The 25,456-nt window shown below is 25.3% G+C and carries 22 protein-coding genes; 2 read left to right on the top strand and 20 right to left on the bottom strand.

The features are described from left to right. Positions 1 to 6 precede the first annotated feature (6 nt). Positions 7 to 702 carry an ABC transporter ATP-binding protein gene (locus tag BN346_RS07030; RefSeq protein ID WP_040327424.1) on the top strand — a complete coding sequence of 232 codons (696 nt, stop codon included), beginning with the start codon at positions 7 to 9 and terminating at the stop codon, positions 700 to 702. After that, positions 703 to 1,863 carry an ABC transporter permease gene (locus tag BN346_RS07025; RefSeq protein WP_040327423.1) on the top strand — a complete coding sequence of 387 codons (1,161 nt, stop codon included), beginning with the start codon at positions 703 to 705 and terminating at the stop codon, positions 1,861 to 1,863. Between the two features lie 207 nt (positions 1,864 to 2,070). Here the strand turns inward: BN346_RS07025 and BN346_RS07020 are convergent, their stop codons facing one another. The 20 genes from BN346_RS07020 to BN346_RS06925 all read right to left on the bottom strand — a co-directional run bounded on the left by BN346_RS07020 (position 2,071) and on the right by BN346_RS06925 (position 25,450). Further along, positions 2,071 to 3,714 (bottom strand): ATP-binding cassette domain-containing protein, encoded by a 1,644-nt coding sequence (locus BN346_RS07020; protein ID WP_051540145.1) that lies wholly within the window; start codon positions 3,712 to 3,714, stop codon positions 2,071 to 2,073. A 23-nt stretch (positions 3,715 to 3,737) separates the two neighbouring features. Then, a complete protein-coding gene (locus BN346_RS07015; RefSeq protein WP_040327422.1) occupies positions 3,738 to 4,769 on the bottom strand; it encodes a helix-turn-helix domain-containing protein in 1,032 nt (343 codons plus the stop codon). Between the two features lie 161 nt (positions 4,770 to 4,930). Beyond that, on the bottom strand, positions 4,931 to 6,844 hold the full coding sequence (locus BN346_RS07010) for an FtsX-like permease family protein (protein WP_040327421.1): 1,914 nt from the start codon (positions 6,842 to 6,844) through the stop codon (positions 4,931 to 4,933). Then, positions 6,844 to 7,590 (bottom strand): ABC transporter ATP-binding protein, encoded by a 747-nt coding sequence (locus BN346_RS07005; RefSeq protein ID WP_040327420.1) that lies wholly within the window; start codon positions 7,588 to 7,590, stop codon positions 6,844 to 6,846. Before BN346_RS07005 ends, BN346_RS07010 begins: the two co-directional genes overlap by 1 nt. A gap of 172 nt (positions 7,591 to 7,762) precedes the next feature. Beyond that, complete coding sequence (locus tag BN346_RS07000; RefSeq protein ID WP_040327419.1) at positions 7,763 to 8,401, bottom strand: nitroreductase family protein; 639 nt, start codon at positions 8,399 to 8,401, stop codon at positions 7,763 to 7,765. A 93-nt stretch (positions 8,402 to 8,494) separates the two neighbouring features. Next, positions 8,495 to 10,246, bottom strand: a complete 1,752-nt coding sequence (locus tag BN346_RS06995; RefSeq protein ID WP_051540143.1) for a WG repeat-containing protein — start codon at positions 10,244 to 10,246, stop codon at positions 8,495 to 8,497. 289 nt (positions 10,247 to 10,535) lie between these two features. Then, positions 10,536 to 10,859: a cupin domain-containing protein gene (locus BN346_RS06990; RefSeq protein WP_040327417.1), complete on the bottom strand. Its 324-nt coding sequence runs from the start codon at positions 10,857 to 10,859 to the stop codon at positions 10,536 to 10,538. Between the two features lie 134 nt (positions 10,860 to 10,993). Beyond that, complete coding sequence (locus BN346_RS06985; protein ID WP_040327416.1) at positions 10,994 to 12,115, bottom strand: ABC transporter permease; 1,122 nt, start codon at positions 12,113 to 12,115, stop codon at positions 10,994 to 10,996. Continuing rightward, complete coding sequence (locus BN346_RS06980; protein ID WP_040327415.1) at positions 12,108 to 13,256, bottom strand: ABC transporter permease; 1,149 nt, start codon at positions 13,254 to 13,256, stop codon at positions 12,108 to 12,110. Before BN346_RS06980 ends, BN346_RS06985 begins: the two co-directional genes overlap by 8 nt. Before the next feature lie 11 nt (positions 13,257 to 13,267). Further along, entirely contained in the window at positions 13,268 to 14,197 is a 930-nt protein-coding gene (locus BN346_RS06975; RefSeq protein ID WP_040327414.1) for an ABC transporter ATP-binding protein, read from the bottom strand. Positions 14,198 to 14,308: 111 nt separating this feature from the next. Next, positions 14,309 to 14,929, bottom strand: a complete 621-nt coding sequence (locus tag BN346_RS06970; RefSeq protein WP_040327413.1) for a response regulator transcription factor — start codon at positions 14,927 to 14,929, stop codon at positions 14,309 to 14,311. After that, entirely contained in the window at positions 14,929 to 16,044 is a 1,116-nt protein-coding gene (locus tag BN346_RS06965; protein ID WP_040327412.1) for a sensor histidine kinase, read from the bottom strand. The genes BN346_RS06970 and BN346_RS06965 overlap by 1 nt, the downstream gene beginning before the upstream one ends. 176 nt (positions 16,045 to 16,220) lie before the next feature. After that, positions 16,221 to 16,970 carry a nitroreductase family protein gene (locus tag BN346_RS06960; RefSeq protein WP_040327411.1) on the bottom strand — a complete coding sequence of 250 codons (750 nt, stop codon included), beginning with the start codon at positions 16,968 to 16,970 and terminating at the stop codon, positions 16,221 to 16,223. A 234-nt stretch (positions 16,971 to 17,204) separates the two neighbouring features. Next, positions 17,205 to 17,987: a class I SAM-dependent methyltransferase gene (locus BN346_RS06955; protein WP_040327410.1), complete on the bottom strand. Its 783-nt coding sequence runs from the start codon at positions 17,985 to 17,987 to the stop codon at positions 17,205 to 17,207. Positions 17,988 to 18,124: 137 nt separating this feature from the next. Continuing rightward, on the bottom strand, positions 18,125 to 19,126 hold the full coding sequence (locus BN346_RS06950) for an aminoglycoside phosphotransferase family protein (protein WP_040327409.1): 1,002 nt from the start codon (positions 19,124 to 19,126) through the stop codon (positions 18,125 to 18,127). Positions 19,127 to 19,629: 503 nt separating this feature from the next. Next, entirely contained in the window at positions 19,630 to 19,971 is a 342-nt protein-coding gene (locus tag BN346_RS06945; RefSeq protein ID WP_040327408.1) for a hydrogenase maturation nickel metallochaperone HypA/HybF, read from the bottom strand. A gap of 32 nt (positions 19,972 to 20,003) precedes the next feature. After that, positions 20,004 to 22,703: an FAD-dependent oxidoreductase gene (locus tag BN346_RS06940; RefSeq protein WP_040327407.1), complete on the bottom strand. Its 2,700-nt coding sequence runs from the start codon at positions 22,701 to 22,703 to the stop codon at positions 20,004 to 20,006. A 30-nt stretch (positions 22,704 to 22,733) separates the two neighbouring features. Next, a complete protein-coding gene (hypB, locus tag BN346_RS06935; protein ID WP_040327406.1) occupies positions 22,734 to 23,405 on the bottom strand; it encodes a hydrogenase nickel incorporation protein HypB in 672 nt (223 codons plus the stop codon). A 303-nt stretch (positions 23,406 to 23,708) separates the two neighbouring features. Further along, positions 23,709 to 24,452 carry a GNAT family N-acetyltransferase gene (locus BN346_RS06930; protein ID WP_040327405.1) on the bottom strand — a complete coding sequence of 248 codons (744 nt, stop codon included), beginning with the start codon at positions 24,450 to 24,452 and terminating at the stop codon, positions 23,709 to 23,711. 62 nt (positions 24,453 to 24,514) lie between these two features. Continuing rightward, entirely contained in the window at positions 24,515 to 25,450 is a 936-nt protein-coding gene (locus BN346_RS06925) for a GNAT family N-acetyltransferase (protein WP_040327404.1), read from the bottom strand. Between the last annotated feature and the right edge of the window lie 6 nt (positions 25,451 to 25,456).

Raw genomic sequence — 25,456 nt, 5'->3', positions numbered from 1 at the left:
ATTTATATGGAAATATTATCAGTTTCTAATCTGAATAAATCATATAATAAAAAAGTATTAGATAATTTAAATTTCACTATAAATAAAGGTGAAGTTGTTGGATTAATAGGACCTAATGGAGCTGGTAAAACTACACTTATGAAAATCTTATGTTTACTTAGTAAAGCAGATAGCGGAGAAGTTAAGCTATGTGGCATTTCTAATAACAATAAAAAAGATAGAGAAAAATATTTAGCTAATCTCTCTGCAATTATAGAAACACCTGCTCTTTATGAAAATTTATCTGGCTATGATAACATAGACTTTATTAGAAGAATAAATAAAATTTCTAAAGAACGAATGGAAGAAATGATAAAGTTTATTAACATTGGTGACATGATTAATAATAAGGTAAAACAATATTCTCTAGGTATGAAGCAACGCTTAGCTATTGGAATAGCACTTTTAAGTTCTCCTAATTTATTAATTTTAGATGAGCCAACTAATGGATTAGATTATGATGGAATTATAGAATTCAGAAAACTTATTTCAGATGTAGTAAAGGATAATGATGTCTCTGTTATAATTTCATCACATATATTATCTGAAATAGAAAAATTATGTCAAAGAATACTATTCTTAAAGGATGGCAAATTAATAGATGAAAAGATATCAAGTGATTCTATTGACAAGATGTATGAATCTGTTTACAGAGGTGAGTAAATGGGTGCAACATTTTTATTTGAAATAAAAAAAATATTCAAAGATATTAAAAATATTATTTGTATTATTTTCTTTATTGTTTTTATGATTGGATTTATTTATGTTAACTCGCAAATAAATGCTAAAAGAAATATAGAATGGAAAGATAATTTATATAATCAAAGTTCTTTTTTATCAAATGAAATTTCAGAATTATCTATGGCTAAAGAAAAAATGTCACCTAAAGTAGATAGTAGACTTGATAAAAAAATTAAATTTTTAACAGATCATAATTCAATAATGTCAGATATAATAACTGAATATAACAATAAAAATCTTAATGGTTACCTTAATAAAACAAAAGAATTAGATACGCATTCCATAGAAGGTATAAAACAAAACATTCAATTTAGTAATGTAAAATCTATAGATGCTTATGAAAAGCATATTAAAAAGATAGATATTATGCTTAAGAAAAACATTACTCCTATTTTTGAAGAAAATAGTATGGAAGGTTACAATTTTTTAAGACTTTGTTCTTCTAATGTTGTTATGCTTATATTAATAGTAGTTATGTTAAATTTTACTATAGAATGTTTTTCATCAGAATATGAAAAAAAGACATATAAGCTACTGTTTACACAACCTATAAGTAAAACTAAAATATTTTTTTCAAAATTCTTTGCAAGACTAATTGTGTCTTTTGCAATATTAATTTTAGTTATATTAACTTTATTCTTAATCTTAGGTTTTAAAAACGGTTTTGGAAATATAGAGTACCCTACTGAAATATATGTAAATGGTAAACTTGTTTTTGTTTCTTTACAAGAGTATTTTAAAAAATCAATACCTACTTTGTTAACTTGTTTATTCTTTATATTTAGTTTTTGTATTTTTGTATCTTCTATATTTAATACTACAAGCATAGGACTATCATTTACAATCTTAATATCAGTTACTCTTTTATGTTTAGGAAAAGTAATAAAAAATTTAGTGCCATTTATTCCATTTTCCTATATAAAAATAAATGATTTTCTTTGTAGCAGTGATTTTGTTTTAAAAAAGTCAGGTATATTATCACCTAATACATTTGTATTTCCTAACAATATATACTATCTTCTAATTATAAGCATAATTTTTATAATCTCCTCTATTGTCATTTTAAATAAAAAGGATATCTAATAATAAAACTAGACACCTTATATAACACATAATAAAAGAGGATTTCTATATTTTTAAAAATAACATTTTAAATATATTAATTTCAAAAGAAATGTTTATTTTATAACAATTCCAAGTTGGTCTCACTCTTGGGAGTATCCAAATTCATCTTCACATATAAGAAATAAAGCATGTTTTTACACATGCTTTATTCTTTTAATATTCATATTAAATTATTCTTTTTAGCTCCTTAAATACATCACTTTTAGATATTTCTTCATAATCTCCAATTTCAATTATTTTTCCATTTTCCATCAAAATAATTTTGTCAAATTCTTCTAAAATTTCAGATAAATCATGTGTTACTATAATTACAGTTTTATCTTTCATGTTAAGTAAATTATGTTGTAAAAGTTTAGTAGTATTTACGTCTAGAGCCGAAAATGGTTCATCCATAATGCATATAGACGATTTTGATGTTAACATTCTTATAAATGCTAATACTTGCTTTTCACCTCCACTTAATGAATTACTATAAGGCTCACTCTTTATTCTATTAAATATTCCACACTTAAATTTTTCCATTACATAATTTAAATTTTCTTTAGGATATGATGAAAATAACGTAGTATTATTATAAAAATCATCTTTAAATATATGCTCGTGCTGATTAATAGTGCATACAATGTTGTCCATATTTAAATCTAATACATTTTCTTCATCAATTAATATTTTCCCACTTAATGGTTTTGTGTATTTCATAATCATATTAATAAGTGTAGATTTTCCTGAACCACTATGACCAATTATTGCATATTTTTTTCCTTTTTCAAACTTACAACATATATCATCTATATTAAATTTATTATAGCTAAAATTTACATGATCAAAAACTATATGATTTTTAAAATCATTTTTATATTTCAAAGTTGTATATTTATAGTTGTTTATATAATCTATAACTTTATTCTTTGTATCTTTTAAAGAACTAATTGAGTTAATTGAATACAATATATCATTTAGTGGTGATACAAAACAATTCACATATCCAAAAGTAGCAACTGCTGTACCTATACTTATTTTCCTGTTAAATAAAAGTATTCCTACTATAATAAATGTAGCCGCATTTAAAATATTTAATAAAAGTTCACTTAAACTATATGTAAAACTTTTAAATTTACCGTATATAAATCTTTTATCTTTTACATTGTTAAGTGCTTTTTCATGTTCAGCATTAATTTTACTTATTGTTCTAGAGTTAATTAATTTAAAACCTTGAAGAAAATCTGTAATTTTTGATACATATAATCCCATCTCATTTAAATAATTATTTCTCTTTTTGGATAGTGTACATGATGTAAGTTTAGGTATTACTATAGCTATACATGATATTAATACTATAGTAGTAGCGATTCTAAAGTCTACATATACAAATAAAATTATTCCATAAATTATAAGCATGTTAACAGCCTTAATAATAGTTATTATTGGTGTTAAATAATCCATTTCTAAATTTAATATATCATTTCCTTGGATAGATATATATTCACCTATATCTCTAGATGAAAAATCTTCATAATTATAATTAAAAACTGATTTAAAAAAATCTCTTTTTAATGACATTTCAAACTTTAAAGAACATTTAAAATTATATATCATAGATAAATAAAAAAATATTGTGCCTATTAAATTACAAAATATATATATTAAAATTAAATGTATAAAACTTAAACATGTTTTGTTTTCTTTTAAAACAGTATCAAATAGTAACTTTTGAAGATATGGTCCTAATGCAACAGTCAATGTAACTACTGCATCACATATTATTTGAATTAAAATTAAAAATCGTATTTCATAAAGATATTTTCTCATAACAACTCATTCTTTCTTTAATTTTATATCATTGAATTTAATCGTTCTATTTCTCTTAGAGGTTTATCAACTGATTCACCACTTAATATATGATAATCTTCTTTTAAAATTTTAATTTCATGTTTTCTTGCATTTATTGCTAACTTATAATCTCCTATTAATTCTGCAATTTCTGCTATGGCTATATCAGCATCAATCATTCTAGGGCTTTTGCTATAATCTATGGATTTTCTATAATGTTCTATAGCTTTCTCATATTTAGATAGTTTTAAATATCTTTCTGCACGTATAAAATAAGCAGCCCAATTGTTATTAAATTGTTCTAATGCTTTGTCCCAAATTTCAGAAGCTTTATCTAGGTTGCCCTTTTCAAACTCTATATCACCTTCAAAAAAACTATGTTCCACATAATTTTCTATAGATTTCATGTGATTTAAAACTTCACTTGCCTCATCAAGTCTTTTATCATGAATTAATTGGTCAAAAAGAAAAGCATGACCTGCTCTATAATTTGGATATTTATTTGTAAACTCCTTGTAAAACTTAATTAATTCAAAGTTACAACTACAGTACCAATCCCCTGCTGCTCCATTTTCAGATTTTACAAGAACTGAATGATAATCTTTATCAAAAGGTTCATAATTCAAAGCTTGTTTTATATAAATACTAGATATTTCTTTATCGCATTCAGATCTTTTTAAATATAATGATGCTAAAACATAATATGCTTTTGAATTTTTCGGTTCATTTCTTATAAGTTGAAGTAAAAAAGACTTATAAGAATTAAATTTCTCATCACTTATAAAGTGAGTTTCGTCTATGGCATTTTCAATTCTTTTTAAGTTTTCCTCAGTAGATATTTTAAATAATTCATCTATTGTAACACCAAAATAAGAAGCTATATGTGGTAAAAGTTGAATATCTGGTGATGTTATATTATTTTCCCACTTTGAGATTGCTTGATATGATACACCAAAGTATTTAGCTAATTCTTCTTGTGTTACACCTTTATCTATACGTAATCTTTTTATTTGTTTTCCAAGCTCTAAATCCATTTTTAAAAGCCCCCTTTTATTTATCTTATATTTAAATTGTATAGTATAAAATTTTTTATAACAATAACTTATATTTTTAGATAACATCAACCATTAGTTGAGTTAGAAATAAAAAAATATATCAATAAAAAATTATTGATATGTTTTTTTTATTTTAGTTATTATTTTTTATAGCTTAATATTTCATTTGATATTGATTTTATATAAATTGATTTTAATATTACAAAATATATAAAATATATTACAAAAAATATTATAGGAACTAGCAATCCTTTTAGTCCAATTAAGCTTCCGTTCATTGACTTTAAAATCAATATTGCAAACACAGCATTTAATGTAGCAATTATAAATGGAATAAAGAATATTGAGCTCATTTCTATGTTTAAGATTTTTTTCATCTCAGTATAAGATAATCCAATTTTAGATAAATTTTTGTATTTTTCTTTATCAAAAATTAAGTCAGTGTAAAATCTAAAATATAAGAAACTACAACTACCTATGAAAAATATTATGCCTATAAATGTCCCAACAAATAACATAGTTTTTGTTGATGTAAGTTCAACTTGATAAACATCTGTTAATGTAGCAAAATACTCATAATCAAATTTTCCCATTTCTCCAAATGCATTATCAGCATTTGTTTTTCTTTCATTATTTAAATTATCAATCATTTCAAGACTATCTTCCCAACCATTATAATTATATCCATATCCTGTCCATGAAATAGTGGATTTATTAGTTTCTAATATTTTATACATATCATCACTAACCACTAGCATATTATTATAAAATCCTTCAGCTAGTAATGGACCTTCTACAATGAATTTAACATGCAAATTCACATCTTGTATGTTAAATTCATTAATTGTATTAAGGGATTTTATAGAATTTGGTGAACTTTTTGTTGGTATTAATGCAGCTTCATCACTATTTAACCTAATCTTTTTATATCCAAGTACAGCTCCTATTTTATTAAACTCAGAATTATTAATTACATATTGCCTATCATTTGTATTTAAAAACTTATATTCATATTTTTTAAAATTATACTTATTTTTATCTAATGTGTTTTCTATAAGTTTCATTTGTGAATCTGATATTTTATTATTTTCTGTACTCATATAAAATATATTAAAGGGAAAACCACTTTTAGATGCTTCTAATTGCTTTTCACCAAGTGAAGATAAAACACTTATAGATACTAAGGTACCTGATAACAAAATACTTATTAAAAATAATAATCTGCAATTATCTTTAATTTTATATATTAAATTACTTATCCATAATACATTTATTTTATTTTGATAAAAACTTCTTTTTCTTTTTATCATTTTTAATATTAAAACAAAAAACTGGCTAAAAAATAAATAAGTTCCTAACATTAAAGCTATAAACATTAAATACTCCATATTTTCTAATTGAAAAAGGACAACCATATAACTTCCAGATAGTAACACCACACTTGTTATAGCTAAAAATATTGACGTCTTAGGTTCTGATTTTGGCTTTTTAGTACCTTTTAATAATTCTATTACATTTTTATTTTTTATTAGAATTATAGTTACTGGGCTTGTTATTATAAATAATAATGTAAATACAATGAATGTCAGTATTATTGCAGTACTTGGAAAGTATAATGTATCTGACTTTGTCTGAAATAAATCACTTATTAATTTTAAGAATGGTTTTGCAAATATAAATCCTATTAAAATGCCTGAAACTATAGATGCAAATCCTATTATTAAATTTTCAAGTAATACAAATTTTTTAAACTGTTTTGGTGACATACCTAATATAAAAAGTGTTCCGAACTCTGTATATCTACTTTTTACAAAAGTTCCCAAAGAGTAAACAATAAATAGTAAAGAAAATAATGCAATTATAGTTTCTGTAAAGGTAAGAGCCATGCCAAGTGAACTATGAAATTGTATTCCAACACTTGCAACAGATGGATGAAACATTGACATAGCAAAAATAAAAAACATCATTATAGATATAGTGGAGCTAAAATAATAACCTAAATAAGATTTGAAATTTCTTGTAACGCTATTATATGCAAATTTTTTAAAATTCACTATCTGGCACCTCCAATGTGAGCTACTACTTTCAATATTTCCTCATAAAACTCTTCATTAGAACTACTTTTATGTATTTCTTTATATATTTCCCCATCTTTTATAAATACAACTTTTTTACAAAAACTTGCTGTATATGGTTCATGTGTTACCATCAGTGTAGTTACATTGTTATTTGTATTTAAATGCTCAAATATTTTCATAACATCATTAGTAGCTTTTGAATCTAAGTTTCCAGTTGGTTCATCTGCAAGTAATATTGATGGGTTATTAATTACTGCTCTAGCAACTGCAGCTCTTTGTGCCTGTCCGCCTGAAATTTCAAAAGTTCTTTTATTTAATATATTTTCAATACTTAAATCTTTAGCTATTTTTTCAAGTCTTTTATCCATTTCACTTATAGATATTCCTTCTAATGTTAGTGGCAAAACTATATTTTCTCCGATAGTTAATGTATCAAGCAAATTAAAATTTTGAAATACAAATCCCAATTCATTTCTTCTAAAATTTGATAAAGCTTGACCTTTTAATTCATGTGGATTTTTTGAATTTATAATAACTTCTCCACTTGTTGGCATGTCTATTGTTGAAATTATATTTAGCAAAGTAGATTTACCACTTCCACTAGGTCCCATAACAGCTACAAAATCACCTTCTTGTATAGATAAATTTATATCTTTTAATGCTTTATATGAAACCTTTCCAGTATAAGTTTTATTAAGATTGTTAATTTTTAATATTTCCATGTTTATTCCTCCGATTTTTATAAAAACATTATATATTTCGTAAGAATAGTTTACTTTTATCTAAAAAGAATATACATCGATTAATATTTCAACAACATTACAATGTTGTAAGGTTCTAATAAAAAAATCCCCTATCTTTAAGTATAAACTTTATAGATAAGGGATTTCTATTTTATTCAATAAATGTTAAAACATCTTCCAATGGTTTTCTTGGTGGCTTTGGAGGTGTATTTTCCTCAGGTACACCTAATGAAATCATAGACATTAACTGATATCCATCTTTTTCAAAACCTATAAGATTTTCAATTTCTTTTTTAGCATGTGTAGGACCTGTCATATAGCATGTGCCATATCCCATTTCTGTTGCAGCTAATAAAATATTTTGAACTGCAGCTCCTATTCCTTGAGCAGCAGATTGTGGAGATACTAATACATCAAGAATTTCTTTTGGTGCATTATTTTCTTTTAATATCTTATACTCTATCATTTTATATTCACATGAATAAACTAAAATTACTACTGGAGCATCTTTAAAACATGTATAATAATTAATTACACTCATATGTTTTTTTAAATCTTTTTCATTTTTTGCAAGCTTACCTATATTTTCATGACTTCTAGTAACTATATCAGCCATTTTATTTATAATATCTTTATTTTGAAGTATAACAAAATGCCAGTTCTGTTGGTGCTTAGGTGATGGTGCACTAGTACCAGCTTTTATTAATTCAATAATATCTTCTTTTGGTACTGCATCATTTTTAAATTGTCTTATACTTTTACGATTATAAATTAAATCCAAGTTTCTCATACTTTTTCTCCTTAGTAAGTTATTTTATGAAATCAATTCTATACTCAAAATTATTTTGTGTCAAACAATATAGGACTTGAGACCCTCTACAATTTAGTTAAATGATTTATAAAATTCACCATTTTTATTTATCATTCTTTGAATTTCTGAAAATGGTATTTTAAAAGTAATAAAGCCAGCAGAATATGGTCCAATTTCATATGGTGAAAAATAAATATATAAGTTATCTTGATCTATATAAAAATCTTGATCAAATTTTATTCCTTTGAAATCTTCTTTAAACACATAATCATAATCTTTATCTGTGGCTATTATTTTTTCAATAATTTTATTTATCTCTCCAAGCCAATACACACCACCCATAAATAAATCACCTATTGTATAAAACTTACCTGTAACTAGATTTATACTTGGTGTCTTTCTTGATGGCATTCCATGTGCAGCCCCTATTGGATAATAATATCCTGTTATATCTAAAATTAGTAAATCCTTTTTAAAAAACTTAACACTAAAATCTCCATAATAGTCATAATTTAATATATCATTTTTAGTTATTACAGTACTCTGATTATTATCATCTGATTCACCATAAGGCTTGAAATAAGACATTTCTTTTAATTTAGAATTTATACTTCTTTCTACCTTTTTACTTTTTACACCTTCTACTTTAGGATAATAAATCAAATAATTTATATTAGGTTTATATTTCATATTAATCACAAAATACTTATTATTTAATTTAATAATTTCGCTAGGCTTATACATTATTTTACCTGATTTATATAAATAATATGGCTCATAATCTATATATGAATAAATTATATTATTTTCTATATAAAGTTGTCCGCTACCTTTAACAATGGGAAGATTTTTAACTATTTTTCCAGACTTATCTATGAAAAATGTATATTCTTCATCTGAAGCATAGGAAATATTATCTTTATATTCTCCAACTTGTAAATAAATAAAATCAGTTAGAATTTTGCCCTTAGTAGTTCCTATAGCATATATCTTTCTATTTACAAACTTATCTTCACCAATAGATTTTCCTAGTGCTATCATTTCTTCACCTAACATTTTTATATCATCATATATAGGTTTTAATATATACTCACCTTTTAAATCAATTAATCCATAAGGTCCGTTAAAATCATTACCCTCACTAACTATAGCTACATTATCTTTAAAACCTTCTGCTACTTCATATAATGGTTGTATAACTACATTACCTTTTTTATCTACATATCCATACGTTCCTTGTAAATCTTTTGAAAACACCATTAATCCATTTCCATATCCAAACACAGTGTTATATTTATAAGTACTTTCTATTTCACCATTAAGATTAATCAATGCATACTCATTATCATTTATCTTAACTATTGAAAAACCCTCATTAAATTGACTTGCAGATTGATATTTAGGTTTTATAATTTCATTACCATTTAAATCAATATAACCATAACTATAAAATCCACCTTCTGATGAAGTTCCAACAATAGCCCTACCTTCATTATAGTCACTTATAAATTGATATTTACTTTCATTTATAATTTTCCCTTTTTCATCAATTACACCCATAAAATTATCTAAATTAAATACAGCTCTGTTTTCTTTAAAATTAGATATACTATCAAATTTAGGATAGATAATATATTTTCCTGTATTATCAATTAATCCGTATTTATTATTTTTCTCAACTATAGCTATATTTTTATCCGTGAAATTATATGCATTATTGTACTTAGGTTTTATAATCCATTCACCTTTCACATTAATGTATCCATATAACTTTCCATTCCTTTTATTAATTAAAGCTGGATATAACTTTTTATTAGAATTCATTTTATCTTCTCCATATAACAGTATTATTTATTATTATATGTAACACTATGTAAAATTCTAATAAAATCCATTTATACAAAGTAATTATTAAAAATACTAACTGAATCAATGTATTTTATAGGGTTCCAAGTTCAAATTCAAAGTAATCTTTTTCTCAAATGATACTAGAGATATTACAATTTTAAAAATATAGATTAATAGTTAGCATTAAAATTCTCAACTGAAACATGAATAACTTAAAGTTTAAAATTGTATTTCTATAGTTCAGTGAGTATTAATTTGTTCAATATTATTTTTTAAATGTTTTTATATTATGTAATTGGGTAGATTTTGAAATTGTAACTATTACTTTACTAGTTTCCTTAGCTATTACATTATGTTCTATTGTTGCATCAAAAGGTAAAAAATCACCTTCTATTAATTCAAACTTATTTCCATCCTTAAAACTAATAGCTATAGTTCCCTTAACTACTTGGATTGTAGCAAAACCATTGTGTACATGATTAGGTAGTCCTTTGCCTTCATCAAATTTGAAATATATACTTTTAAATTTGTCATTTTCACATAAAATTTCTTTACTTTTTTCTATATTATTTATATTTATATTTTCCATAACGTCACTTCCTTTAAATACAATTAAAACTCTTTGTGTAATTTTTATATTTATAATATACCTTATTTAAATATTTTATTCTGTAACATAAGTTACATAATAAAAGCACCTAAAAATTTAGGTGCTTAAAGTAACTATTCTTTATCTAAAATTATTTTATTTCTAGTAAAAAAGACACTTAATAAGAATAAAAGTGTTATTAATAATAGAAACGCAATTATTATAGGTAATATTCCTTTTAAATTTTCTCCTGCTTGTAATTTTTCTATAGCAAGAACTATCCACCTTGGTGGCAGTATTGAACCTATTTTTTGTACATTTTCACTCATCATTTCAAAAGGCCAAAAACATCCACTTAACATGAATATTGGTATCATAAGGCATGAATTGACTAAGGTTAACACAGTTTTCTTTTTAATTAAAGAAGCAAGCAATACACTAAATACTACAGCAAATAATGAAAATAGTAATACAAGTAATAGTAAAATAATTCTATTTTCAAATCCAAATTTGTAATTTAATAATGTACATATTAAAAAATATTCTATAGCTGGCATTGAAGTAATAATAAAGAATAAAAATGTTAATCCTCCATAATACTGCTTTTCATTAATTTTTCCCATTAATATTCTATCTTTTGTTCCTCCTAACTCATCTTCCAACAAAAATGAACAACTTAATCCGGCCACTATAAATATTATATAAAAAATAGTACCTAAAGAATCTAATATGCTAGCTTTTTTACTTTCTATACTTTGCACTTCATACTTAGGTTGTGACATTGAGAATTTATCTAATACTTTTTCCAGCCCAACTTTATTTACTTCAATATTATTACATATAGTATAAATGCTTTTAACTTCATTATTAATTATTTTTTCAATAGTTGGTTCCATATCACTTTGAGCTATAGATTTAATATTTATTTTATTAAGATTACCATTTAAAATGTCTTCAGTAAAATTTTCATCTATTGTAACTATCATTTCAAATTTATGAAATATTAAATCACTCTTGTAATTTTCATCATTTTCTAATGGTATAACTTTTATAACATCTGTATTATTTAGTTTTTCTTCAATAACACTACCTATTTTACCTTTATCATTATTTATAAATCCAATTTTGTATTGAGAAGAGGCAATATTTAACTGTGATATTGAAATAACTAATATTAATGGTAATATTAGTGAAGTAATAATAAAACCTTTTCTTTTATAAAATATTCTGAATGTATTTTTCATTATACTAATCATTTAAAAGTGCCTCCTTTTTTCTAAGGATTAATTTATATACTAATAACAAAAATAATGATAAAAATACAATTTCAATAAGTGCAATAATATATGCATTGGACTGTACATTACAAACCATAGTACTTGTAGACACATTTATCCAATAAATTGGACTTAAATACATAACTTTATTTATTACTGGAATTGCTGTAATAACAATTAATGGCATATAACATCCACCTAATAAACACAAAATAAATATAATTATATTTGCCATTCCTGCAACACCATTATCTCTCTTTACAACTAGTCCCATAATTGCGCCTATAATAGATGAAAGTAATCCTAAACATATAAATAATAAGATAAATTTCAAGGTGTTATCGCCCCAATTAACTTTTAAAACTATTGATGAATAGAAATATACCAATATTGTTTGCAAAATTGATATAAAAACTCCAAACATTACTTTGGCTACAATTATAGAGCTTTCTTTAACTTTAGATAATTGTATTCTATTCATAGTTCCTAATTTATTTTCTTTATAAACGCTTTCCCCAACAACTTGAGATACAAATAATATAATTAAGGCTAACTCTGCAAAAGTATAATATTCAGATGAGGTAACTTCTCTAGATGAATTTCTTTTATCTAATTCTATATACTCATCATATTTATTTTTCACTAAATTCTCAAAAGCCTTAGGATTAAATTCTCCTATGGTTTCATAAACAGCGTATTCATTTAACATATTTTCAAATATGCTTCTAAATACTTTACTTTTAGTTTTTTCACCATTTTTAGAAGTATAGATGCTAAATCCATCTTTTTCTATATTTACATGTAAAATAGCTTCATTTTTATCTATATCATCCATAACACTTGATTGTGATTTAACTTCTTTAAATTTAATATTTACATCATCTTCTAAAATATTTTTAAAGTTTATAAATCCATCTTTATATTTTGAATTATTATCCATTGTATAATATACCATGGAAGGATTATCCTTAGTACCAAAAACATTTTGACTTGTCATCATGTTTTTTAATCCCATACTTAAAGCGGTTATTAAGACAATAGGAAATACAAACATCATTATGACATCACTTTTTGATCTAAAGAAATGTTTAAATTCCTTTTTTATCATGGATAAAAACATATACATACCTCCTATTCTCTTAATTTTTTTCCTGTTAGTCCCAAAAATACTGTTTCTAAATTTGGATCTTCATTTAATATATTTTGAATATCGCCACCATTACTAGTTATTTTACTAACTAAATCTACTATTAAATTACTACTTTTAAGTGTAGAAATTTTATAACTATTTTCACTAAATAACACTTTTTCAACACCAGTTATCTCTAAAAGTTTATCTTCTAATTTATCAATTTTTTTTGATACTGCAATATTAAATATTCTTTTATCACCTATAAGATTTTTTAGCTCTTCACTAGTTCCCTTTGCTATAATTTTTCCATTATCCATTATTGCAATTTGATCACAAATATCATCAACTTCTTGCATATAATGTGATGTATATATGATGGTAGCTCCTTCTCTTTTAAGTTTTAATATAGATTTTAAAATATGATTTCTTGATTGTGGATCAATGCCTACTGTAGGTTCATCCATTATAATAAGTTTAGGTGAATGAGCAATGGCACATCCAATATTTAACCTTCTTTTCATACCACCTGAAAGTTCTGATGCCTTTCTATTTTTCATATCATAAAGTTCTACAAACTCTAAAGTTTTTAAAGTCCTTTTTTTTAATTCCTCACCTTTAAATCCATATAATGAACAAAAGAAACTTATATTTTCTTCAACAGTTAAATCCCAATATAATGCAAAATCTTGGGGAACTATACCTATATTTTCTTTCCATTTTCTAATTTTTGATGTGGTTTCTTCATAAATTACTTCACCAGAATTCTTTTTTATAAGTCCACATATTATTCCGATTAAAGTGCTTTTTCCAGCACCATTAGGACCTAATAATCCAAAAATCTCACCTTCTACAATATCTAAGTCAACTCCATCTACTGCAATATGATTTCCATAGTCTTTATATATCTTTTTTATTTCTAACATCTTCATAACTTAAACCTCCCTATCTCCTATAAATTAAGTATATAAAAAAAAGATGCCTATCTCTAGTTAGAAATATCACCTTTTAACATTACAATTGTCATATTAAATTATGAAAAACTATAAATTCCCTTTTAAATAATTAACTGCAATAGCAGTTCTATGCTCTAATCCTGTTTTATTAAGTATTGTTGTTATATAGTTTCTTATAGTGCCTTCTCCTATATATAATTTCTTGCTAATTTCTTTATTGTTAAGTCCTTCAGCTATAGCTTTTATTATATCTTTTTCTCTATCTGTAAAATCATATTTATTAAATGATGGCTCTGAACTTTTAACTTGTAATTTTTTTAATATGTTTTCATTCATAACAATTGTATTATTATGAACAGAGATAATTGAATTAGCTATTTGTTCTGGAGAGTTGTTCTTTAATATATAACCTTTTGCACCATAACTAAGAGCTTCATTAACATAATCTTGTTCATCAAAAGTTGTAAGTATCAAACATTTTGTATTAGTTTTTTTAGTAATTTCTTTAACAGCTTCAACACCGCTTAAAATTGGCATTCTTATATCTATTAAAGCAACATCTACATTATTATTTAAACAGGCATTTATGGCTTCATTTCCATTTCCCGCTTCAGCTACTATTTCTATGTCTCCCTTTAGCGGTAATAGTATTTTTAGACTTTCTCTAATTAAACTATCATCATCACATATTAATAATTTTACGCTCATTATACTCCCCCTAAGTTTAACATCATGTTAATTACAAAACCATTTTCACTTTTATAATTAAGTCGTCCACCAATCCCTTGCATTCTTTCTTCCATTCCTCTTATTCCAAGTCCTTTTTTAAGATTTAAGCATCCTTCTCCATTATCATGTATTTCTATTCTTGCAATTTTATTATATATATAAAATGAAACAATAACTTCTGTGGCATTTGAATACTTTGCTATATTCGTTAATGCTTCTTTTAAATTTTCTTCTATAATAATCCAAAAATTTAATTTGATTTTTTCAGTATTGCCTTCTATTCTTAGCTTAGTCTTTATTCCAGAGGTGTACTCAAAATTTAAAAGTTCTTCTTTAATATCTTCTATTGCCATAACTTTATCTCGTGGTTTAATATTCTTTAAAACTTTTCGAATTTCTTCCATACCATCTCTTAAATTTTCCATGGCACTTATTAAATATTTTTTACTTAGTTCATTGTCAGTTCCCAGTGTTTCTTTTGTAACTTCAAGTTGTAAAAGTGAGCTAGTTATTCTATGCCCTAAATGATCATGTAATTTTTGTGCTATAAAATTTCTTTCCCTTAAACTTGCAGTAATATTATTTTGTTCAAGATATTTTTCAAGATTTCTAATCTTTTCCTCCATAATATGTCGTTCATATCTTTGACCCTTATTAAATTCCTTTAATTCCTCATTGTTTATATGTTGTTTTTTCACTTCATATAAATATAATAGAATTATTATTGTATAAATTGTTATATTAAATATGTTTTCTTTTAAAATTGAATATGGTATTAATAAACTAATAATTGTGCATACAATTGGATTTATTTTATGATTTAAAATCTCAAATATTAATATAACTACTATATATTCAAATCCTGAAAATCCATGTATCATGGATAATATAGTTATAATTAATTGTATTATAGTAATAATTCTTATATATAAACTACTTAATTTTGAAATATTCTTTATCACTTCAAGTATACAAATAATTGTTATAAAACTTATATTTATAATTCTAATAATATCATCTGTTACATTAAATATAGTTGATATAGCTGCAAATATAGACATAATAAATAATAATAAACTTATATTTTTTTTCATTCTAATACCCCTATAATTTTTATTCAATATATTTATAGTATCTTAAATATTTATAGATTACAATATAAGGAAACAAACCTTTAATTAAAATAACTTTGCTAATTTATATTATTGAAAGTATGCCTTATGATTTCTATTTTTGTATTTTAACATAACTTAACAAATAATATAAAAACTTATATAAAATCATAACCAGATTCTTTTATGTTTCTTTTAATGCCTTTACTAAGTTCCTCTAGTTCATAACCTTTAAATTTATTTTTTGCATAAGCATCAGCTAAATGTAAAATTTCATTTTTCTTAAACTCTGCAAGTCTTTCTTTGCTATTTCTAGTTTGAAATAAATTTTCTTTTTGTGAATACCAATTTTTAATTTCTTCATCAGTAGGTATTTTGTAAGAATTGTAATGTACAACAGCATCTAATGGTAATCTATCAGAAAGTTTCCCTTCACTTTTAGGATAACCTAAACAGAGCATTCCTATTGGAAATGTGCCTTTAGGATTGTTTATTACATTTTTTATGTTCATAGAAGTTATATCTCCATTATAATATGTGCCAAGTCCTAAGCTTTCAGCTGCAATGGAAATGCTATGAAGACAGATTAATGCATCACAAATATTTATAATAAAACCATGAGTAGTATTTACAGGTACATTAGCATGTCCAAAAAGCTCAAACCACCTTTGAGTCCTATATGCATCAGCCAATGCTATTATTGCAAGTGCTGTATTATATACTCCTATATGATTTAATTTCTCTAAATCATCAATTACAATTAAAGAATACCCTTGTAGATTTCCACCATTAGCACTTCTAATACCTGCATTAAGTATTTGGCATAAAATTTTCTCATCAATTTTCCCATTTTCAAATGCTCTTGTTGATTTATGATTTATCAATGATCTTATTACTTCATTTTTCATTTTACATTCTCCAATCATTTTTTCTACATTATACCAATAACATATTGATAGTAACAGACTTATATATTAATCCAATTTATGGTATAATTATATTATAGAATTTAACTACTAAATTTTATTTTAAAGTATTACTAACTTCTTAATAAAAGTGATTCATATATTAAAATATAAAAAACAAGCATAAATATCCTTAAATAATGTGATATTTATGCTTATTCATTTGTATTACTAATATTACTTTTCAATTACTCCATAAATAATTGAACCTTTTTTCTTACCACCATAATACTTCTTTATTCCTAGCTTTTCAAAATCATTAAAACCATGTCGTTCTTTAATAACAACCCTTTTTTTACACACTCTAAGTGCTTCATCTAAAATCTCATTAGTTAATTCTTTATGATCTGCAAAATCTCTAAATGAATTTATGGATGTTGATTTTTTGTTTGGCTTTTTAAACATAGGGTCAAAGTATACTACATCAAAGCTATTATCTTTTTGTTTTAAAAGATAATCTTCATAGGACTCATTAACAACCTTTATATTGTTTGTGTAAGTTATAATTTCATCATTTGCATTAGTATAGTTTTCTAATCCACATTTACTTAAATAAGCTATATACTTATTAACTTCTGTACCAACCACAGATCCATTTTCTCCAACCACTCTTGAAAACACAAGAGAATCTCCTGCAAGACCTAATGTACAATCTAATATGCTCTCGCCCTCACATAGTTTTGTTGCTTCTATCATAGCTTCCTTATTCCCTTGTTCTATTGATTTAATCCTAAGTTCTGACATATTAGGATGCCAAAATAAATTACTATCTTCTCCCTTTATAACAATTTTATCTCTTTCAACTACTAATAAATAATCAAAATTCTCCTTTAAAATTGCTTTCTTTATACTAAAATTTTCTCTTTTTATATAAGGTATATTTAACTCTTTAGCTATTTCTATTGCTTTAAGATTTAAATTATCATCTGTTTCCCTTGTAGTAGTAACTGCTATTTTCATTCTTTCCTCTCTATCTTTCCTCATTGGCTATATATTTTTCGCCTTTATAAACTCTTATTAAAGAATTTATAAAGAATCTTATTATATCACATGTATAATAAATATAGGGTTCCAATCTCAAATTTAAAATAATAAATCTAAATCCATTGTTCTATTATTTTAATCATATCTGAATAATTTTGTATTTTTCTAATTGTTTCAAAAACTTCACTTGTACTTATTTCTCTATCATCTTCACTTACACAATTTAATGCAAGTGACTGTTTTAAAATATATTCAAGCCATTGAAGCTTATTTAAGTATATAGCATATAATGCTTTTTTACACTCATCATAATTAATTTGTCTATTTTCTTTATAGCCATTAATAACATTCATAAACTTGTTTTTTCCTATGTTCCCACTTAAATTTTCAGACCAATAAAGTGCAACTTCAATTAAATCTTGCATTGGATTTACATATCCAGCTGATTCCCAATCTATAATAATTGGTTTTTCATTATTCCATAAAACATTTTTAGGGTCCATATCTCTATGACTAATTACTAAATTAGAATTGATACTGTTATATGATTTTATTGCAAGTTCATTCCATACATATAATGAATTTATTATTTCATCTAAAGTCTTAACCCATAAAGAATTGTTACTTTTTCCTTCATTCAAATAGCCTGTCCAATCAATTACACTATCATAGTAATCACAATTTTTATCTATATTAATATCTTTCCAATCAACTGAATGTATGTTTGAAAGAATAGAACCTATTAAATAACAATGCCTTAAAGTAATATCATTCATATTCATTTTTATTCCATTTATCCAATTAAAAATCATATAATTTTGATCATCTAAACAATGGATAACATTATTATTTATTACTAAAGCCGTAGATACTAAAATTTTATTTGATAAATAATTAGAAATTTTTTCTGAAACTATAGTATTATTTTTAGCATCATTTCTTGACATAATTTCTGGATTTAATGCTTTTACTGCATACTTTCCGCTAGTTGTATTAACAGAATACATTTTGTGCAAAAATCCACCTGAAACTCTTACAGGTTTACTTACAACATCGCCTAAACCTAATAATTTACATAATTTCTCTATTTGAATGTTATACTTTAGCTTTTCCATTTGCTCCTCCAATAAATTGCTTTTAAAATCATATTTTTAAATATATAATTCCTATAAAACAATATATGAGTAATAAATATATATATGTTATATAGATAAACAATTTTAAATATTTATATCCAAATCAAGGATCGCCAAGGTTAAAACCTCAGCTACGAAGGTGCTATAGATTTTAGCCACAAAGGAAAATAAAATGTGCCAATTCAATGTTTCAATCTTTCATTGGACATTTGGATATATTACCTTCTAATTCTAAACTTATTTCAAAAATGAATTTAAAAATATCTATAAATATCAATAGTATAATTTGATAACTATGTTATTTAAACCTTGAACTTAGAACCTTCATTTTCATTTTTCACTCTTACTTCTTACTGGTTCCCAATATAATAATAAGAGTAAACTGTAACTCTATTTATATCATTTGATAATTATATAAACATTTATAAATAGAAATAAAAAATGAGCTAAAATAATTTTTAACTCATTTTCTATGATAATATTTAACAAGCAATAATTTCTTTAATCATAAATTCTCTACCACATAATAAATCCCAATCATTTTTTTCACATTTAGGGCATTTACCCTTATTCTCAAGTATATTGAAAACTGTATTACAATCCTTACAAATTCCGTTTCCAGGTAAAATTTCAATTTCTAATTTAGTATTTTCTAATAGTGTTCCATCCACTGCTGCTGGATAACATGCTTTAACATATCTTGGAACCATTGATGATAACTCACCTATTTGAATAACTAATGTATCTATATTACTTATATTATTGACTTTAGCAAATTTTTCAACAGTCTTAACTACTTGAAGTAAAACTCCTACTTCATGCAATTTAAATCACCACCTCTAATTAAAAGGTAATATTATTTTTTATCATCCTTACTAAAAACTGATTTTAATTTTCTTGCTGGTTTTTTTATAGCAATTCTAACTTTACGTTTAAATGCATGTTTAATAATTATTGGCTTCAAATTTGGGAACTCAACACCTTCACTATCATAAACTCTTTCTAGTTTAATAGCATCATACTTACATTTTGTAGAACAAACACCACAACCTACACATAAATATTCATCTACAACTGTAGCACCACAACCAAGACAACGTTCAGTTTCCTTTTTTAACTGTTCTTCTGTAAAAACCCCTCTTAAATCTTTAAAACTCTTCTTTTCTGTATTATCTTTACTATAATTTGCTTTTTGTCTTGGCATAGTATCATAACCTAAAAGTTCAAGATTATTTTTATCTAAAGGAGTGTAATCTCTTATAGTACGTCCTAAAATTAAACTTTGACCAGGATGAACATATCGATGAATTGAAATTGCAGCTTCTTTTCCAACTGCAATTGCATCTATAGCAAATTTAGGTCCGGTTACAACATCACCACCAGCAAATATATCCTTCTCATCTGTTTGTAAAGTAATTTTATTTGTCTTTATTGTATTATTAGGATTTATTTGAACCTTAGTATTTTCTAATATTTTTCCTAAATCTATTGATTGACCTATTGAAAGTAGTACATTTTCAGCTTTAACTATTTTTACATTATTTTCATCAAATTTTGGATTAAATCTCCTGTTTTCATCAAATACTGAAATACATTTTTTAAATTCAACTCCAACAACTTTTTCATCTTCTACAATAATTCGTTTTGGTCCCCAAGAATTATTAATTTCAATTCCCTCTTCAAGAGATTCTTCTATTTCCTCCAAAAGTGCAGGCATCTCTTCCTTGCTTTCTAAACAAAACATACTTACTTTAGAAGTTCCCACTCTTGTAGCACTCCTTGCTACGTCAATTGCTACATTACCACCACCTATTACAACAGTTTCTCCTTCTAATTCAAATTCTTCCCCTAAATTTATTTTTCTTAAAAAATCTACTCCTGTAATTACACCTTTAGCATCTTCTCCATCAATGTTAAGTTTTCTTCCTACTTGTGCTCCAATTCCAAAATAGAATGCATCAAATCCTTCTTGTCTTAAATAATTGAGACTTATATCTTTTCCTACTTCAACATTAGTTTTAAATTCAACACCTAATTCTTTTAAAATATTAATTTCAGCATTAACTACATTCTTTTCCAATCTAAAAGAAGGAATTCCAAGGGTTAACATACCACCAAGTGATTTTTGTTTTTCAAATACAGTAACTTTGTATCCTTCAACTGCTAAGTAAAAAGCACATGAAAGTCCAGATGGTCCAGAACCTACAATTGCAATTTTATTTTTATATTGATTTTTTATTTTAGGTACATATCTAATTTCTTGATTTAAATCCTGTTCTGCAATAAATTTTTTAATATCATCAATAGCTATTGGATCATCAATATCTCCTCTTGTACATGCAGATTCACATTTTCTTGGACATATACGACCACATACTGCTGGAAATGGATTTTCATGTTTTATAAGCTCAAGTGCTTCTGTATATCTACCCTGAGATGCTAATTTTATATATCCTTGAATTGCAATATGTGCAGGACATTCAGCTTTGCAAGGACTTGTACCAGTATCCAAAACAACTTTTCTATTAGTTCTATAATTAGGATTCCACTTATCTTCGCCCCATTCTGTATCACGTGGTAGCTCTCGTTTTTTCTCTAAAATAGGTGTTTTAGTACAAAGTTTTTGTCCTAATCTTAATGCATTAACTTGACAATTTTCAACACATTCGCCACAAGCTACACATTTATCTTTATCAACTTTTGCAACGTAATTTGAACGTACCATATCTGTATTCAAAAACATTTCTGCCGTTCTTAAAGATAAACATGAGCATCCACAACAATTACAGATTGCATGAGTTTTTCCTGAACCATCTGTATTAGGTATTTGATGTACTAATCCATTTTCCTCAGCTTTTTTTATAATTTCAAAAGCTTCTTCTCTAGAAATTTGTCTACCTCTACCTGTACGAATATAATATTCTGCTGCATGACCCATTTGAATACACATATCTTCCTTTAAATGCCCACAGCCTTCTCCCATAGCTTCTCTTGCTGTTCTACATGCACAATCAGAAACAGAAAAAATCTCATTATCATTAAGATATTTAGAAACTTCTTCATAAGATGCTTTTCTTGTTTCTGCTTCAATAGATTTCTCTATAGGAATAACTCTCATAAGTCCCTTTCCAACTGGAAAGTTTCCTGCTGTTTTTGGTCCTCTAATTCTGCCATATGCCTCAAAAGCTTCAGCAATTTGAGGATATTTCTCTACATTTGCTTTATTATTAACCATCATTTCCATTACACCTGGAATCCAAGTTTCAAGCCAATACTTATCTACACCATCAATCTCATTTACAAAGCAAACTCCAGCTACAGCTAAGTCCCATAAAAGTTTTGATGTTTCATCTACAGTTTTTCCACACAATAATGCAACTTCCTCAGCACTTTTAGGCTTTCTTAGCTCTAATTGAATACCTGCTTTTGCCATTTCCTCTGTAACAACAGGTTCTAAAATAATATACTCAGGATCTGTATATTTAATTTCTGATTTTGAGCCACGTTTTGATCTATTTATATGATTAGCAAGCTCTAATACCATTTCTTTTGACATAAATAGCCCCCTATCTAATATTTATAAGATTTAAATTTCATTCCAAATATTAATCTCACCACGCAACCAATTAGCCAACTCATTAATTCCTTCTCCTGTTCTGGCAGATATAGGTATTATTTTAATATTAGGATTTAATTTTTTTGCATACTTTACAACCTTATCTATACTAAAATCAAAATAATCTATTGCATCAATCTTGTTAATTAACAATAAATCTGAAATTGTAAACATTAATGGGTATTTTAAAGGTTTGTCATCACCTTCAGGCACACTTAAAATCATAGCATTTTTAGATGAACCAGTATCAAATTCTGCTGGACACACTAAATTTCCTACATTTTCTAAAATAGCAAAATCAACATCATCAGTGCCTAATTCATCTAACCCTTGTTTTGTCATATCTGCATCTAGATGACACATACCACCAGTGTGTAATTGAATTACTTTTGCTCCTGTTTTAGAAACAGTATTTGCATCTACATCTGAATCAATATCTGCTTCTAGTACACCTATTTTCATTTCATCTTTAAGTTCATTAATTATCCTTAAAACAGTTGTTGTTTTTCCTGAACCTGGTGATGACATTAAATTTAATAAAAAAGTTTTATTTTCTTTTAATTCTTCTCTAAGTAAACTAGCTTGTTTATCATTATCCTCAAAAACACTTTGTTTAATTTCAATAATTTTATAATTATCCATAGGACTAATCCCCTCCAATTTGATAAAAATAGATTTTACTATTAACTTTATATTAATAATCATATATTTTATAAATAGAATTATTCTTATATAATTTTTAACAATATATAAAATATCTCTAATTATCTATTTTTTTATTTATACATTTGAATATACCATATTCTTTTTTGCTACCTCTAATAATTTATCTATTAAAGTGAAGTAATTATAAATTTAAAAATTCTTAGATGTTTTTTATAAAAAAAAGCATGTTTTCACATGCTCTTATATAAACCTAAATATCAAAAGTTAGTCTTTAACAACTTATATTTCTTTAGAATGTAACTCTGCCCATACAGGTATAAATCCAGATTTAATGGCAACTACTTGAGAATATATATTGGATTCTATTGTGCTATAAAATGGGATTTTGCCTCTTTTTAAAATTTCGTTTTTAAGTAAAGAAACTAAGTTTGTACCTATACCTTTTCCACGATATTCTTCTATAACATTAATGCCAATTTGCCACATACCATCACAATCACAACTTGCTCCTGCCATGCCAATAATTTCTCCTTTATTTAAAGCAGCAACGCCTAAAACATCTGGATGCTTGTCATCAAATATAAAAGCTTCATCAAATCTATCATCATTTTTAAATTGAATAATATCCTCTTGTTCATACCATTTAATCTCTGTAATAGGTTTTACATCTTCTAATGGTTTTAATGGTAAGTAGAAATGGTGAACATCCCCTATTTCATGTCCAAATTCTAAAAGCATTTTATCTATGCTTTTAAGAAAAGGAATTAAAAATAGCCAATTAGCATCATAATCTTCTAACCTTTCTTTAAACAAAGGCATAACGTCTTTTTTAGTTGATACAATAGCTCTTCTTCCAAAACAAAGAATATGAAGTATACAATCATCATCATAAAACCTACTTCCTATTTTGTTTTGCTTCTTTACAACAGTATTTTCATTTTTCTCTAAATCTTCAACTTGACAATTAAAATCTAATGACAGTTGTTTTTTTGCAATATTTAAAATTTCATTTTTAGTAAACATAAATCATCCCACCTTACTTATATCTTTTTTAATGTTATATCTAACTTTCCATGTTATATTTATCATATTTGTAAATACATATTTGAAAATTTGACTCCTGAAAAAAAACCCATTTTATCATATAAACTTTCAGCTTTATTTCCAATAGTTACACATAATATTGTTGCTGGTGATATTTTATTTAAATTTGTTAAAGCTCGTTTTATCATATTTGATGCAATTCCTAAATTTCTATATTTAGAATTTACTACAATTTCTCCAATTTCAGAAAAATCATTGTCACAATACCCATTAATCCCTGCGATGCAAGCTGCAATTAACTTATTACTACTTTTTTCAAAAACAAGAGTTGAGCCATTAAGTGTACTATTTGATTTATATATAGAAAGAATATCTTCTGCATCTAATGTAGACTCTTTCAAAGTATGCTTACCTAAAATTTCATAGTCTATTCCATCAGCATAACACTCTAAGAATAATTGCCCTATTTTCTGAACATCACATAGCTTTGGAGTTTTAACAATAAAATCATCACTAAAATTAATATCATTAAAGACTTCCGTTGGACGAATCATTACTTTTCGTTCATAACTTAACTTGTATCCAAGTTTATGAAAATGTTCTACATCTTTCGGAGTAACACCATAAACTATAATATTATTATCATTATCTTTCCATTGTACTAATGTATCAGTAAGAGCACTAATTACTGTAAATCTATCAACAATATAAGGGTTTTCCATAAAAAAACTTCCCATTAAATTGGGGCAAATGTGTACACCACCAATTTTTTTATCATTTTTAAATATCCAAAATAAATTATTATACTTCATCTTGTCCCTTGTTTGTTTTTCCCAACTAAAGCGTAGCTCTAAATCTACATTTGAATATATTGTTTCATGAATTCCAAACTCAAGTTTGTCAGCGGATTTAAGTATAAATCCATTATTTAATTTATATTCTTTTAGACCATCTTGCCATTTATTCACTTTTCCCACATAAAC

The organism is Clostridium ihumii AP5 (genome assembly GCF_000612845.1).
GTDB classification, from domain to species: Bacteria; Bacillota; Clostridia; order Clostridiales; family Clostridiaceae; genus Clostridium_J; species Clostridium_J ihumii.
This window is presented reverse-complemented; position numbering and strand designations above follow the sequence as displayed.